Here is a 15,322-nt window from a genome sequence, read left to right on the forward strand (position 1 = left end):
CTGCGTGCCATCGCTGAGTAGCACGATATTCATTGCAGAGCATGGGAACGGTCGGTGTCTTTCGGACACCTCTCGTTCCGCACGCTCCAGCGTGGGAATGCCGTTCGTGACGCTCCGCGTCATCTGTTACCGGGCGGCATCAGCCGATCGTCATCAGGCTCGCATTGCCACCCGCCGCCGCAGTGTTGACGCTCAATGCCCGCTCGATCACCAGACGTTCCAGCGGCACGTTGGTTTCGCCGTGGGACAGGCCGTTGACGCCGACGATGGCACCGCTGCGTTGTGCGATCTGCTGGCAGATGGCACGTAGCTGATCGGAGTCGCCGTGGTGCAGGACGGCGTCGAAGGTGACTTCGTCCTTGGCCCAGTCAGGTACCAGCTTGATGCGCGCTTGAACGTCCTTTGGCAGGCGAGCCCGGAGCGGTTTGCTGATGTCGGTTTCCGGCCACACGGCAGAGCTGCCGACCGCCAGTACGGCTGCCAGTTGAATCAGCAGGTCGTTCTCGTCGTCAGCCAGGCAAAGTACGTGTTCACGCGGCAGGATCGCATAGCTGTTGCGTTCGCCGGTCGGGCCCGCCAGCTGGCGGGTGATGCCGCTTTGCGATTGCTCGGCGTATTGACTGCACAGGGCGTCGAGATCGCTTTGCTGGTTGCTGGCAGCCCAGGCCTTGAGTGCCTGCAACGGCTTGCCCAAAACTTCACGCAGGCGTGTATCCGGTGCAGACAGCGCGTCGCTGCGGACGAACGATTTCTCGATAGCGTCCTGCGGGCGCGTCGACAGCAGGCGATACAGGTACAGCGGGCCACCGGCTTTGGGGCCGGTGCCGGACAGGCCTTCGCCGCCGAATGGCTGAACACCCACCACCGCGCCGACGATGTTGCGGTTGACGTAGACGTTGCCGGCATTGACGTTGTCGATGACCTTGGCGATGGTCTCGTCGATGCGGGTGTGCACGCCCAGGGTCAGGCCGTAACCGGAAGCATTGATCTGATCAATCAGCAGACCGAGCTCCTTGCGCTTGTAACGCACCACGTGCAGTACCGGACCGAAGATTTCGCGTTGCAGCTCATCGAAGCTTTCCAGTTCGATCAAGGTCGGCATCACATAAGTGCCGCGCTTGAGTTCGGCGCTGTCGGCAATGGCCACCTGATAGACCGTGCGGCCCTTGTCGCGCATGGCCTGGATGTGTTTTTCGATACCTGCCTTGGCCTCTGCGTCGATCACCGGGCCGATGTCCACGGACAGGCGCTCCGGATTGCCGAGGCGGTTCTCGGCCATCGCGCCCTTGAGCATTTCGATGACGCGATCGGCAGAGTCTTCCTGCAGGCACAGCACGCGCAGTGCCGAGCAGCGTTGACCGGCGCTGTCGAACGCCGAAGACACCACGTCGATCACCACCTGTTCGGTCAGCGCCGAAGAGTCGACAATCATCGCGTTCTGGCCACCGGTTTCGGCGATCAGCGGAATGGGGCGACCCTGTGAGTCGAGGCGACCTGCCACGTTGCGCTGCAGCAGGCGGGCGACTTCGGTGGAGCCGGTGAACATGACGCCTTTGACACGCTCGTCGCCGACCAGCCCGGCACCTACGGTTTCGCCGCGACCCGGCAGCAATTGCACCACGCCTTCCGGAATGCCCGCTTCAAGCAGCAGGCGCACGGCCTGTGCAGCGATCAGTGGTGTCTGCTCGGCAGGTTTGGCCAGCACCGGGTTACCCGCAGCCAGCGCAGCAGCCACCTGACCACTGAAAATTGCCAGCGGGAAGTTCCACGGGCTGATGCAGACCACCGGACCCAGCGGACGATGGCCGTCGTTGGTGAAGTCGTTGCGCGCCTGCACGGCGTAGTAACGCAGGAAGTCCACGGCTTCGCGCACTTCGGCGATGGCGTTGGCGAAAGTCTTGCCCGCTTCACGGACCAGCAGGCCCATCAGCGGCTGGATTTCAGCCTCCATCAAGTCAGCGGCACGCTCCAGAATCGCAGCGCGCTCGCCAGGCGGAGTGGCCTGCCAGATCGGACCGGCGCTCAAGGCGCACTGGATGGCGTTATCGACATCTGGCAGGGAAGCTTCCTGCACATGACCGACCACGTCGCGCAGATCCGATGGGTTCAGCGCAGCACTCAGCGTGCCAGCGCTGGCCGGGCAGCCCAGCATCGGGGCGGCTTTCCAGTCGTTGTGCGCGGTAGCCAGCAGGGCCGAAGACAGCGAAGCCAGACGATGTTCGTTGGCCATGTCGATGCCGCTGGAGTTGGCGCGTTCGGTTCCGTACAGATCACGTGGCAGCGGAATGCGCGGGTGCGGCAGGCCGAAACCGCCTTCCTGGGTTGCCATGCGTTCGATCTGGCTGACTGGATCGGCCACCAGTTCCTGAATGGAGATCGAGTGGTCGGCAATCCGGTTGACGAACGACGTGTTGGCGCCGTTTTCCAGCAGGCGACGCACCAGATAGGCCAGCAGTGTTTCATGAGTGCCGACCGGGGCGTACACGCGGCAAGGGCGATTCAGTTTGCCGTCGGCGACTTTGCCCACGACCTGCTCGTACAACGGCTCGCCCATGCCGTGCAGGCACTGGAATTCATACTGGCCGGGGTAATAATTCTGACCGGCAATCTGGTAGATGGCCGCCAGGGTATGGGCGTTGTGCGTAGCGAATTGTGGATAGATGACTTCCGGTGCCGCGAGCAACTTGCGGGCGCAGGCAATGTAGGACACGTCGGTGTACACCTTGCGCGTGTACACCGGATAGCCTTCCAGGCCTTCGACCTGGGCGCGCTTGATTTCGCTGTCCCAGTACGCGCCCTTGACCAGGCGGATCATCAGACGATGGCGGCTGCGGCGTGCCAGGTCGATCACGTAATCGATCACATAAGGGCAGCGCTTCTGATACGCCTGAATAACGAAACCGATACCGTTCCAGCCGGTGAGCTGTGGTTCGAAACACAGGCGCTCGAGCAGATCCAGCGACAGCTCCAGGCGATCGGCTTCTTCGGCGTCGATGTTCAGACCGATGTCGTATTGCTTGGCCAGCAGGGTCAGCGACAGCAGGCGCGGGTACAGCTCATCCATCACCCGCTCGTACTGGGCGCGGCTGTAGCGTGGATGCAGTGCCGACAGCTTGATGGAAATCCCCGGGCCTTCGTAGATGCCGCGACCGTGGGAGGCTTTGCCGATGGAGTGGATAGCCTGCTCGTAGGACGCGAGGTACTTCTGTGCGTCATGTTCGGTCAGCGCCGCTTCACCCAGCATGTCGTAGGAATAGCGGAAGCCTTTGGCTTCGAAGCGGCTGGCGTTGGCCAGGGCTTCACCGATGGTTTCGCCCGTGACGAATTGCTCGCCCATCAGGCGCATGGCCATGTCGACGCCCTTGCGGATCATCGGTTCGCCGCTTTTGCCGATAATGCGGCTCAACGAGGACGTAAGGCCCGCCTCATTGTGAGTGGCAACCAGCCTGCCGGTAAGCAGCAGGCCCCAGGTGGCGGCGTTGACGAACAGCGACGGGCTGTTGCCCAGGTGCGGCTGCCAGTTGCCGTTGCTGATCTTGTCGCGAATCAAGGCATCGCGGGTGCCCTTGTCCGGAATACGCAGCAGCGCTTCGGCCAGACACATCAGCGCAACGCCCTCCTGAGAGGACAGCGAAAACTCCTGCAACAGGCCTTGAACGATGCCTGCGCGACCGCCCGCGCTTTTCTGGTTACGCAGTTTCTCTGCAATCGAAGCGGCCATCTTGTTGGTTGCTTCGGCAACAGGCGCGCTCAGGCGGGCCTGTTCGAGCAGCATCGGCACCACTTCCTGCTCGGGGCGGCGGTAGGCGGAAGTGATGGCTGCACGTAATACGGACTGCGGTTGAATGCTCTCGGCAAAATCCAGAAAGCATTGCAGCCCCGCGTCTTCTGCCAGCTCGCCGCGGTCTTCGTTTTCCTTGCCGGCAGCACCGTCGAGCTCCAACAGGGTTGCACCACTCTCGAGCTTTTCCAGGTAATTGAAGATCGCCTGCTTGATCAACCAGTGCGGTGTACGGTCGATAGAGTGGGCTGCGGCTTTCAATCGCTCGCGGGTCGGGTCGTCAAGTTTGACGCCAAGAGTGGTGGTGGCCATGTGTTGTCCTCTTTATAGGCTTTATAGGCACGCGAAGGTGGCATCGGCTTTGGCGCAGATTAGCCTCGGGACGGGGTCAGGTGCAACCGGGTGCAACCCTATTTGCAGAATATTTTGTGACGTTTCCGGCGGGTGACCCATAAAACCAGCGCGACGCTCAATGCTGGTGCGTGATTTTTTGTAGATTGCGCGGAAAACGCCCTAAAATGGCGCGTAAATGCACCTGCGCCGGGTTTTTTGTAACAGGTGTAACTTGCATGATGAAATGGGTTGCACCTTGTTTGCTTTGTTTAATAGGATTCGTTCCCGCGGTGCAACCGCCAGTCATTGATTGCCAATCCTTGCGGAGCGATCAGTCAACGCGGTGTCGGGTGCAAAAGCAGGGATGTGCCGAATTTCGGTCGCTATTCCCTTTGGCATCGGGTGCCAACATAAAAATAATGCCAAGGCAGAACTCATGAGTGTCAGCAACCCTACCTTGATCACGTTCGTGATCTATATAGCGGCAATGGTATTGATCGGCCTGATGGCCTATCGCTCTACCAACAACCTTTCGGATTACATCCTCGGCGGACGCAGTCTTGGCAGCGTGGTCACCGCTCTTTCAGCAGGTGCCTCTGACATGAGCGGCTGGCTGTTGATGGGCTTGCCCGGTGCCATCTATATGTCCGGCCTGTCGGAAAGCTGGATCGCCATTGGCCTGATCATCGGCGCCTACCTGAACTGGCTGTTCGTGGCCGGCCGTCTGCGCGTGCAGACAGAGCACAACGGCGACGCACTGACCCTGCCGGATTACTTCAGCAGCCGTTTCGAAGACAACAGCGGCCTGCTGCGCATCATCTCGGCCATCGTGATTCTGGTGTTCTTTACCATCTATTGCGCATCGGGCATCGTTGCGGGTGCGCGTCTGTTTGAAAGTACCTTCGGCATGTCCTATGAAACCGCCCTGTGGGCCGGTGCTGCGGCGACCATCGCCTACACTTTCGTCGGTGGTTTTCTGGCAGTGAGCTGGACAGACACCGTGCAGGCCACGCTGATGATCTTCGCGCTGATCCTTACGCCGATCATCGTTCTGCTGGCAACGGGCGGTGTCGATACCACCTTTCTGGCAATTGAAGCGAAAGATCCGACCAGCTTCGACATGTTCAAGAACACGACTTTCATCGGCATCATTTCCCTGCTCGGCTGGGGCCTGGGTTATTTCGGCCAGCCGCACATCCTGGCGCGTTTCATGGCGGCCGATTCGGTCAAGTCGATTGCCAGCGCCCGACGCATCTCGATGGCCTGGATGATCCTGTGCCTGGGCGGCACCGTGGCGGTGGGTTTCTTCGGCATCGCCTATTTCTCGGCGCACCCGGATGTTGCCGGGCCGGTGACTGAAAACCCGGAGCGGGTGTTCATCGAGCTGGCCAAGCTGCTGTTCAACCCTTGGGTTGCGGGCGTGCTGCTGTCGGCCATCCTGGCTGCGGTGATGAGTACGCTGAGCTGCCAGTTGCTGGTGTGCTCCAGTGCGTTGACCGAGGACTTCTACAAGGCTTATCTGCGCAAAGACGCTTCGCAGGTCGAACTGGTCTGGGTAGGTCGGGCAATGGTACTGCTGATCGCGATCATTGCCATTCTGCTGGCGGCCAATCCTGAAAACCGCGTGCTGGGTCTGGTGAGTTACGCCTGGGCCGGTTTCGGCGCAGCTTTCGGCCCTGTGGTGCTGATTTCGGTACTGTGGAAGGGCATGACCCGTAACGGCGCACTGGCCGGAGTGATTGTGGGGGCGGCCACTGTGGTGCTCTGGAAACAGTTCAGTACGATGGGGCTGTATGAAATCATCCCCGGGTTCATCCTGGCCAGCATCGCTATCGTGGTGTTCAGCCTGATCGGCAAGCCCGCTTCTGCGTCCATGCAGACCCGTTTCCTGGCAGCCGAACAGGATTTCAAAGCTAACCGCTGACAGGTCTGACTGAAACACAAACGGCCCGTTCTTCTTCGTGAAGCGCGGGCCGTTTTGTATGCGGGCTGTGAACAGCGTGCCGATCAGCTCTGGTTGTGATCGATGTCGAGGTTGTAGAACGTCGCCTTGCCGCCCTCCGAGGTGTACCCGGTATTGTCCTGGGTATACACCCCCGCCTTGAAGTACAGAGGCTTGTCCCGCCAGGTCTCGCTGATGCGCGTGCTCCAGTCCTTATCCTTGGCGCTGACGGACAGTTTTCCGCCCTTGCTCAGGTTGATCACGTAATTGAATGTCTCATTCAGCTTCACACCTTCTACGATGGTGTAAACCTTGCTTTCGTCGTCGTCATAGCGGTTGCGGACTTTTGCAACGATGTCGCCGGTCTTGGTGTCTTCCTTGTATTGGAACTCGACTTTCAGGAGCGGCTCTGTGCTTTCGTATGCATGTATTTGTCCGATGACAATCTTGCCGCTGGACGGCACCTGGTCGACTTCCAGTTTGGCGTTCAGATAGTTGTCGGCGTCCGGATAGACCCAATTATGCAGAGAGCCGTCTGCCCATGTTTCCCGAAGTTCGCTACGGGAATATTTTGCGTTCTCGGTTTTACTGCCGGTGACGGGCGACCAGAACACAATGGCGTCGGTTTTGGATTTGAAATATTTACCGTCGTAGCCTTTTACTAACTGAGCGGTTTCGATGGTCTTGGGGGGTGACCCCACCGGGATGCTGAGATTCCACGATCCAAGATCTACCATTTTTGTCTCCGTCCCTAAATGTCTTTGTATCGCTCATAGAAAAAGCCTCTGGCGCGAGGCTTCAGCCGACTTTTATACGACTTGTAGGACAATTTGTTAATAAAAAAATGTCGAACGGATGGCGTCAAAGTGCTGTCACTTCTTCTGCAGGGCAGAGCCTGCAAGGGGTGTAGAGAATGACCGTTAGTCGGCTAGATCGAACTTTGACAGTAGGGAAGAGGCGCCTTGCTTCTGCTTTTGGCGAGACGAGGCTAGAGTTATTCCAAAGTATGACGGTCGTCCTGAGTCTCAGGCGTCATGCCCACAAAGAGAAGCAGCATGGAACGCGTGCCAAACCAGCCAGATGATGGCTCTTCAGTTTTACTTGTTGTAGACGATTACCCGGAAAATCTGGTGACGATGTGTGCTGTTCTGCAAAGAACGGACTGGCACATTGTGACTGCAAGTTCCGGAATAGAAGCATTGACCGTACTGCTCGAGCAGGAAGTCGACCTGGTTTTGCTGGATGTGCAGATGCCGGGCATGGACGGCTTCGAGGTCGCGCGACTGATGCGCGGCAGTCAGCGCACCCGTCTTACGCCGATTATCTTTCTCACCGCCAATGAGCAGACCCAGGATGCGGTGCAAAAGGGCTATGCGAATGGTGCGACGGACTATCTGTTCAAACCTTTCGACCCGAATGTGCTCAAGCCCAAGGTGCAGACCCTGCTCGAGCAGCAGCGCAACCGCCGTGCGCTGCAACAGCTGTCGCTGGAGCTGGAGTCGGCCCGTGCGTTCAACGCATCGGTGCTGGCCAATGTCGCCGAAGGCATTCTGGTCGTTGACGAAGCGGGCACCATCAGCTTTGCCAATCCGGCTATCTGTCAGTTATTGAACACTTCAGTCGATCACCTACGCGGCACCCAGGTGCTGGACTACATCATCGAACCGAAGGTGGGGCACTGGCTGGACTCGGGTTTTTACCAGCACTATCGCAAGTCCGACACCTATCGCGTGCACGACGCCATTCTGCGTACGGCGCAAGGCACGCAACTGCCCGTAGCGTTGTCCTGCGCGGCGCTGCCTGCCGAACAGAAGGCAATGGTGCTGACGGTTCTCGATATGTCGGTGGTCCGTGATCTTTATCAGCAGCTTGAAAAGCAGGCTGTCACCGATGCATTGACTGGCCTGCTCAATCGCCGAGGGCTTTATCAGGCCGTTGAAAGCATGCTGTTGCGCAACGAGCGTGCCGATAAATACCTGGTCGTGCTGTTCATGGATCTGGATGGCTTCAAGCAAATCAACGACTCACTGGGCCATGAAGCGGGTGATCAGGTATTGCTCTGGGTCGCCGAGCAGTTCAAGGCCACCATGCGCCCCTATGATGTGCTGGCACGCATCGGCGGCGATGAATTCACTGTCGTGATCGACGGGCTGGATTACCCCGAACAGGCGGCCAAGATCGCCGAAAAGCTCATTGAGCGGGTATCCGGAAGACGCCAGGTCGACGGCGTCGAGATCACGCTGGGTGCCAGCGTCGGTATTGCAACCTTTCCGGACTGCGGCTCGAATCTGGACGGTCTTCTGCGCGCGGCAGATATCGCCATGTACGAAGCCAAGCGTGCCGGGCGGCAGCAATATCGATTCTATGATCAGAACATGAACGGGCGCGCCCGCTCGCGCCTGATGCTTGAGGAAAGCGTGCGTACGGCCATCGACGGTCGGGATTTTTCAGTGGTGTACCAGCCCCAGATTCACGTGGCGGATGGTCGCTTGCGTGGTTTCGAGGCCTTGCTGCGCTGGCAGCATCCTGCGGTCGGAGAGGTCCCGCCTGCGCTGTTCATTCCGCTGCTGGAAGAGACCAGGCTAATCAATCGGCTCGGCAGCTGGATCTTTGATCAGGGCGCCGAGCAGCGTCAGGCATGGAGCCACATCTTCGCGCCCGACATGGTGCTGAGTGTCTGCGTCAGTCCCACGCAATTCTGTCTGCCCAATCTGGCTTCGGAATTAAAACGCGCCATGGATCGCTTCGAGCTGAAGCCTGGGCAAATAGAGGTGGAAATCACTGAAACCGCGTTGGTCAACAACCTGACACACAGCCACAAACAGCTGAAGTTGCTGCATGAGGTCGGTGTGCGCATTGCGCTCGACGACTTTGGTACGGGCGAATGCTCGTTGTCGCACCTGCGCAATCTGCAACTCGACACCTTGAAGCTGGACAGGCGTTTTGTGGCCAACATCGTCGGGTCAAAGCGCGAGGCGGCGATGGCCAGCAGTATCATCGACCTGAGCCGCAACCTCGACATGCTGGTCATTGCCGAAGGCGTCGAGACAGCCGAGCAGTATCAGTGGCTGGCCGACAACGGCTGTCAGGTCATACAGGGCTTTCTGATCGCTCATCCGATGGTGCCGGAGGACGCGTTGCGCTTTCCCGGGCACTTTGACGTGGCGGGCTTGAGGCAGAGCGGATTGTTGTAGAATGGCGTTTTTCGATCTCACGCAAAGGCCCTATGACTGCATCCAGCCATGCTCCGCTCAAATACCTGCAGGCCTATCCGCAGGCCCTGCAGGATCAGGTGCAGCAGCTGATTGCCGAGGATCGCCTGGCAGATTATCTACAGCAGCGCTACCCCGCGCGGCATCAGGTCCAGAGCGACAAGGCCCTTTACGCCTATGCGCTGGCGCTCAAGCAGGATCACCTGCGCAACGCGCCAGCCATCAAGAAGGTGCTTTTCGACAATCGCCTGGACCTGACCCATCGCGCGCTGGGCCTGCATACCAAGATATCCAGAGTGCAGGGCGGCAAGCTCAAGGCCAGTAACGAAATTCGTGTGGCCGCGCTGTTCAAGGAAGCACCGCCGGAATTTCTGAAAATGATCGTTGTGCACGAGCTTGCACATTTTCGTGAGTCGGATCACAACAAGGCGTTCTATCAGTTGTGCGAGTACATGTTGCCCGGTTATCACCAACTGGAGTTCGATTTGCGCGTGTACCTGACGTACCGTGATCTGCAGGCCGCACGAGCGCCATGCTGAGCCAGGCACTGAAAAAGGATTCGAAGATGCAGGTCAGCAAGACCAAAAGCAGTTTCTATCGCCGCCTGTACGTGGCTTACCTGATCGATTCACAGATCGCCAGCAGTGTCCCGGAACTGATGGCGGCAACCGGCATGCCGCGTCGTACCGCGCAGGACACCATCAGTGCGCTCGCCGATCTGGATATTGTGTGTGACTTCGAACAGCTCGAAGGCGGCCGCAATCACGCCGGCAGCTACCGGATCCGTGACTGGGGCGCTGTTGACAAGGGCTGGATTGCCGACAATCTGCCACGCATCAAGGCCGTGCTGGAGTATCCCTGAGCGGTTTTCAGTCCAGATCGCGACGCATGCCGATATGCGGAATGTCGTCTTCCAGGTAGACCTCGCCCACCGGATTGAAGCCGTAGCGGCTGTAATAGCCTTGCAGATGCGCCTGGGCCGATAGATAGATGGGCTGGTCGGGCCATTTGCGTTCGGCGTTTTCCAGGGCCTGCTCCATCAGCTCATGGCCGATGCCCCTGCTGCGAATCGAAGGCGCTGTCACCACCCGGCCGATGGTCACGTCGCCGCCTTGCTGGATGGGGTCGAGCAAACGCAGGTAGGCGACCAGCTTGTCTTCCTGCCAGGCCATCAGGTGGCAGGTATCGCCCGTCAGGTCCTGTCCGTCGACGTCCAGATACACGCATTGCTGCTCGACCACAAACACTTCGGCACGCAGTTGCAGCACGGCATAGAGTTGCTCGATGCTTAGCTCGGTGTGATGTTTGCAGATCCATTTGATAGACATGTCGCAGACTCGCAGGGAAACCAGAAGCGAAGTCTAAACGTATCCGGCGACATTCCCAATAATCGCCGTCAACGTTCTGAAGGGTGCGCCGGTTGATCATGTTGCTTGCCCGGCTTGTCCACTGCCTGCTTGAGGTCTTCAATTAAAAACGGCAGGCGCCTTAACGCGCGAGCGTTTCCCTGCCGATAGGATTAAATTGGGTATGCCGCCCCTTTCAGGAACCTGAGCATGTTGCAGTCGCTTCGAGCCGTGGGGTTGCTGGTCGTTCTGCTGATGGCGCAGGCCAACGCAGCTGAAAAGCTGCGTCTAGTCGCCGACCCCTGGCCTCCCTTTACCGACGCGCTGCTGCTCAACGGCGGGCTGGCGACCGATATCGTCAATACGGCGCTGCGTCGTGCTGGATACACCACGCTGTACGAGCAAGTGCCATGGGCGCGAGCGATGTTGGGCTTGAGTGAAGGGCGTCACGATGTGCTGATCAATGCCTGGTTCAGCGAGGAGCGTACGAAAGTTGGCCAGTTTTCTGCGCAATACCTGCTCAATCGGGTGCGCTTCATCAAGCGCAAGGAATCGCCGATTGGTGCCCTGACCCATGAGCAATTGCACAAGTACGTCATCGCTGTCGTGCGCGGTTACGCTTATACCCCTGCTTTTGACAGCGACACCCAGTTGCAGAAAGTCCCTGTGCAAAACTTCTCCACCGCCATACGCATGCTTGCTGCCGAGCGTGTCGACCTGACCCTTGAAGACGAATACGTCGCCCGTTACAACCTGGCGATGGAACCGGACGAGGTTCGTGACCGGGTCGAGTTTCTACCGGGCTCGCTGAGCGAGAACAGCCTGCATATTCTGGTCAGCCTGAAAAATCCCCACCACGACAAGATCGTCGCCGACTTCGATCGCGAAATTACCGCCATGAAAGCGGATGGCACCTATGATGAACTGCTCAGACTGCATGGGTTGCAGTAGCCTCCGGAGCTTTGATCAAGTGCGCGGCGAGGGTGCGCAGCGGGGCCAGCTGGCGGCAGATCAGCGCCAGTTGGGCTTGCACCAGTCGCTGACTTTCGTCCATGTCTTCGGGCAGTTGCTCCAGTTGCGCGGCTAACCCTTCCTCGACATCGCTCTGCACCGCAACCGGCTTTTTCTCGGCCAGCCCAGCAGCGATCTCGTCGATGCTGGCGGCCAGCGTGGCACCGACGTGATCGATCAGGTGTTCGCGCACATCACTCGGCAATTGCGTATCACGATGCGCGCCGAGGCCTGAAAGGTAGCTGAGCAGCGTGTGCGACAGCACCAGAAAGCGAAAGCCCACGTCGGCCTCTTTGCGGAAGTGACCGGGCTCCATGAGCATGTTGGCCAGCGTGGTCGACAGCGCGGCGTCGGCGTTGTGGGCATTGCGCCGCGCCAGTCGGTAGGCCAGATCGTCACTCTTGCCCTTGGCGTACTGTTGCATGATCTGCCGCAGGTAGATGCTGTTGCAGGTCAGGGTGTTGGCCAGCACCTTGTTCAGGCGCCGCCCCTGCCAGTCCGGCAGAAACAGGAACACTGCCAGGCCAGCAATAAGGCTGCCCAGCAACGTATCGAACAGCCGGGGCAGGAACAGGCCGTAACCGTCGCCGACCTGGTTGAAGCAGAACAGCACCATCACCGTGATGGCTGCAGTCGACAGGGTGTAGCGCGTGGTCCGGTTGACGAAGAACACCACCCCGGCCAGCACGGCGCACATCGATTGCAGAATCGGGCTGGTGACCAGATCGAACAGCACCCAGCCGACCGTCAGGCCAATCGCGGTGCCGATGATCCGCTGGCCGAGCTTGAGCCGGGTAGCGCCGTAGCTGGGCTGGCAGACGAACACCGTGGTCAGGATGATCCAGTAGCCCTGTGACGGGTGAATCAGGTGCACCATCGCGTAACCGATGGTCAATGCCAGCGGCAGGCGTAGCGCGTGACGAAACAGCAGCGAAGTCGGGGTCATCTGCAGGCGCAGGCGTGTCCAGACATCCTTGAGGTTGCGCGGCGAGCGGTCCAGCAGGCTGCTGTCGGTGGCATCGGCCACGGCGTCCGGGTTGCTGGCGTCGCTGATCAGACGATCCAGAGTGCCAAGGTTGGCGGCCAGCGCGCGCAGCGAACGCAGCAGGCCGCGCCACGCAGGGTTGCTCTGGATGCGCAGGTGCTCAAGGGACGCGTGCAGGTCTTCCATGGCTTCGGCGAAGCTTGGGTCATACACGAACGGCTGCCGCAGCTGGATGGATTCCGACAGCGCCTGGCAGGCAACGCCCTGTTGACGCAGCAGGCGCTGGCAGCGGAACAGCACGTCGCTGTGGAAAAACGCATCGGCCAGTGAGTTGTAGGGGTAATGCGACGAGCTGGCGCGCTCGTGGATGTCCTGGGCGATGAAGTACAGCTTCAGGTAGCGGCTGACTTTGGAGCCGGGGCGGCCGCTGCCGACGCGGTGCAGGATGATTTCCTTGGTGGAGTTCAGCGCGGCGACCACTTTGCCGTTCTGCTGCGCCAGTTCCAGGCGACGGGCCTCCACGTTGAGTGTGCGAATTGGTTCAAACAGGGTCGACTTGAGTTTCAGGTACTGGCCCAGCTCGCGAAACAGTCGCGCCAGCGCCTGTTGCACCGGCTGGTTGGAAAACAGCATCTGCCACAGCACCGACAGCAGGCCGTACCAGGCTGCGCCCGCCACCAGCAGCATCGGTTCATGCCAGAAGTCCAGCACTTCACCGCCACGCTGATCGACGCCGATCATGGTGTAGACCGAAAGGATCAACGTGCCGTAGGCAATCGCGCCATAGCGTTCACCCAGCGCGCCCAGCATGGTCAGGCAGAAGCTGGCCAGCGCCAGTGAACAGACAAACAGGATGGGGTAGGGGAAGAGCAATTCGACGGCGAGGGCGGCGATGCTGAAACACACCAGTGTCACGGCCAGTGCGTTGAGTCGGCCCTGCCAGCTGTCGTCGGTCTCGGCCAGGGCGCAGGCGATAATCCCCAGAAACAGCGGGATCAGTAACGCCATTTCGTTTTGATACCAGCACAGCGCCATGCTGCCGGTCAGTGCGATAAAGACTCGAACGCTATAGCTGAATTTATCCAGCGCCCACAATCGACGGAATGTATGACGGAGAGATTTCGATGCCATGGGTTAGCTTGACGGCCCTGTTCGCAATTGATCGATCGTGCAGGAGGATATGTACAGACCAAATGACTGGCTGTACATCCGCCGCGCAAAATTTATACCGGTTTGTAGTGTGGTGATGTTGCGTATCAGCGACTACGTCACACGTAGTGTGCGGCAGCATAGGCCGAGGCCCACGCCCACTGAAAGTTGAAGCCGCCCAGATGACCGCTCACGTCCAGCACTTCGCCCACGAAATATAGGCCGGGGGCTTTCAGCGATTCCATGGTCTTGGACGACACTTCGCGGGTGTCGATACCGCCCAGCGTCACTTCGGCCGTGCGATAACCCTCGGTGCCCGCCGGGACCACCTGCCAGCTCGCCAGCTTTTCGGCGATCTCGGCCAGTTCGGCGTGGGTGTACTGCTTCATCGGTTTGGAAACGAACCAGTGTTCGGCGATCAGGTTGGCCATCTTCTTGGTGAAAATCTCGCCCAGCAGGGTTTTCAGTTCACTGTTGGGGCGCTCGGCCTGCTGCTGGTTGAGCCAGGCGGGCACGTCATGATCGGGCAGCAGGTTGATCTCCACGGTGTCACCGGGCTGCCAGAACGAGGAGATCTGCAGGATCGCCGGGCCACTGAGGCCGCGGTGGGTGAACAGGATGTTTTCGCGGAAGCTGGTGTCGTTGCAGCTCACCAGACAATCCACCGAGGTACCTGACAGTTCGGTGCACAGCTCCTTGAGCTGATCGGTGATGGTGAACGGCACCAGCCCGGCACGGGTCGGCAGCAGCGTGTGGCCGAACTGCTTGCCGACCTGATAGCCAAAGCCGGTGGCGCCCAGCGTCGGAATCGACAGCCCGCCCGTGGCAATCACCAGCGACTGGCAGTTCAGGGTGCCCAGCGTGGTCTGCAGGCTGTAGCCGGCGTCGGTCTTTTCGATCTGCTGCACGGAGGTGTCCATGTGCAGGCTGACACCGGCCTGGCGGCACTCTTCCAGAAGCATTTCCAGAATGTCGCTGGACTTGTTGTCGCAAAACAGTTGGCCGAGCTTTTTCTCGTGATAAGGCACGCTATGTTTGGCGACCATCGCGATGAAATCCCATTGGGTGTAGCGGGCCAGGGCCGATTTGCAGAAATGCGGGTTCTGCGACAGGAAGTTGGCCGGTTCGGTGTACATATTGGTGAAGTTGCACCGCCCGCCACCGGACATCAGGATCTTCTTGCCGGGTTTGTTGGCGTGGTCGATCAACATCACCTTGCGCCCGCGAGCGGCAGCGGTGAACGCACACATCAGACCGGCAGCGCCGGCGCCAATGATTACAACGTCAGTAACGGGCACAGCGTGGTTCCTCGATCTTCAGGTCACGATCGTTCCCATGCTCCGCGCCAAGCTATGCACAAGCCTGTTTTTGATTCTGGCCGAAGGCCGTGGGAGCGAACGTGTTCGCGAAAGGGCCGGTAGGTCCTCCGAAGATTTATCGTCTGAACTACCGTCTTCGCGAACAAGTTCGCTCCTACGCCCTGCGGGCAGAAGCCTGAAAACCGCGTTTTCAGGACCTTCGGGGCCTGTATATGACGCTCGGCGCGGCGTGTAGGGACTATCA

11 protein-coding genes are annotated in these 15,322 nt (G+C 59.5%); 5 read left to right on the forward strand and 6 right to left on the reverse strand.

The features are described from left to right. Window positions 1–139 precede the first annotated feature (139 nt). Together putA and JOE39_RS22105 are read right to left on the reverse strand one after the other, a co-directional pair. Window positions 140–4,093 (reverse strand): trifunctional transcriptional regulator/proline dehydrogenase/L-glutamate gamma-semialdehyde dehydrogenase, encoded by a 3,954-nt coding sequence (putA, locus tag JOE39_RS22100; RefSeq protein ID WP_004414757.1) that lies wholly within the window; start codon window positions 4,091–4,093, stop codon window positions 140–142. Between the two features lie 157 nt (window positions 4,094–4,250). After that, a complete protein-coding gene (locus JOE39_RS22105) occupies window positions 4,251–4,421 on the reverse strand; it encodes a hypothetical protein (protein ID WP_154218214.1) in 171 nt (56 codons plus the stop codon). Window positions 4,422–4,550: 129 nt separating this feature from the next. Here JOE39_RS22105 and putP point away from each other — a divergent pair, with 129 nt between their 5' ends. Beyond that, window positions 4,551–6,038 (forward strand): sodium/proline symporter PutP, encoded by a 1,488-nt coding sequence (gene putP, locus JOE39_RS22110; RefSeq protein ID WP_010419844.1) that lies wholly within the window; start codon window positions 4,551–4,553, stop codon window positions 6,036–6,038. Window positions 6,039–6,121: 83 nt separating this feature from the next. Here putP and JOE39_RS22115 read toward each other — a convergent pair whose 3' ends face one another. After that, entirely contained in the window at window positions 6,122–6,793 is a 672-nt protein-coding gene (locus JOE39_RS22115; RefSeq protein WP_003318160.1) for a polysaccharide lyase family 7 protein, read from the reverse strand. Window positions 6,794–7,111: 318 nt separating this feature from the next. Here JOE39_RS22115 and JOE39_RS22120 point away from each other — a divergent pair, with 318 nt between their 5' ends. From JOE39_RS22120 to JOE39_RS22130, 3 genes are read left to right on the forward strand one after another with little or no spacing between them, the layout of a single operon-like run. Beyond that, window positions 7,112–9,250 carry an EAL domain-containing protein gene (locus tag JOE39_RS22120; RefSeq protein ID WP_032663053.1) on the forward strand — a complete coding sequence of 713 codons (2,139 nt, stop codon included), beginning with the start codon at window positions 7,112–7,114 and terminating at the stop codon, window positions 9,248–9,250. Window positions 9,251–9,282: 32 nt separating this feature from the next. Continuing rightward, complete coding sequence (locus JOE39_RS22125; RefSeq protein ID WP_003392171.1) at window positions 9,283–9,807, forward strand: M48 family metallopeptidase; 525 nt, start codon at window positions 9,283–9,285, stop codon at window positions 9,805–9,807. 26 nt (window positions 9,808–9,833) lie between these two features. Beyond that, complete coding sequence (locus JOE39_RS22130) at window positions 9,834–10,130, forward strand: winged helix-turn-helix domain-containing protein (protein ID WP_003392169.1); 297 nt, start codon at window positions 9,834–9,836, stop codon at window positions 10,128–10,130. Window positions 10,131–10,137: 7 nt separating this feature from the next. Here the strand turns inward: JOE39_RS22130 and JOE39_RS22135 are convergent, their stop codons facing one another. Continuing rightward, on the reverse strand, window positions 10,138–10,596 hold the full coding sequence (locus JOE39_RS22135; RefSeq protein WP_003305636.1) for a GNAT family N-acetyltransferase: 459 nt from the start codon (window positions 10,594–10,596) through the stop codon (window positions 10,138–10,140). 228 nt (window positions 10,597–10,824) lie between these two features. On the opposite strand from JOE39_RS22135, the gene JOE39_RS22140 reads away from it, so the two are divergent. Continuing rightward, window positions 10,825–11,565, forward strand: a complete 741-nt coding sequence (locus tag JOE39_RS22140; RefSeq protein ID WP_024663299.1) for a transporter substrate-binding domain-containing protein — start codon at window positions 10,825–10,827, stop codon at window positions 11,563–11,565. Here the strand turns inward: JOE39_RS22140 and yccS are convergent. Together yccS and JOE39_RS22150 are read right to left on the reverse strand one after the other, a co-directional pair. Then, window positions 11,543–13,741 (reverse strand): YccS family putative transporter, encoded by a 2,199-nt coding sequence (gene yccS / locus JOE39_RS22145; RefSeq protein ID WP_057445400.1) that lies wholly within the window; start codon window positions 13,739–13,741, stop codon window positions 11,543–11,545. The two genes, JOE39_RS22140 and yccS, sit on opposite strands and share 23 nt — an antisense overlap. 137 nt (window positions 13,742–13,878) lie before the next feature. Further along, window positions 13,879–15,057 (reverse strand): NAD(P)/FAD-dependent oxidoreductase, encoded by a 1,179-nt coding sequence (locus tag JOE39_RS22150; protein ID WP_198705521.1) that lies wholly within the window; start codon window positions 15,055–15,057, stop codon window positions 13,879–13,881. Between the last annotated feature and the right edge of the window lie 265 nt (window positions 15,058–15,322).

Source organism: Pseudomonas sp. PvP100 (genome assembly GCF_017833055.1).
GTDB classification, from domain to species: domain Bacteria; phylum Pseudomonadota; class Gammaproteobacteria; order Pseudomonadales; family Pseudomonadaceae; genus Aquipseudomonas; species Aquipseudomonas syringae.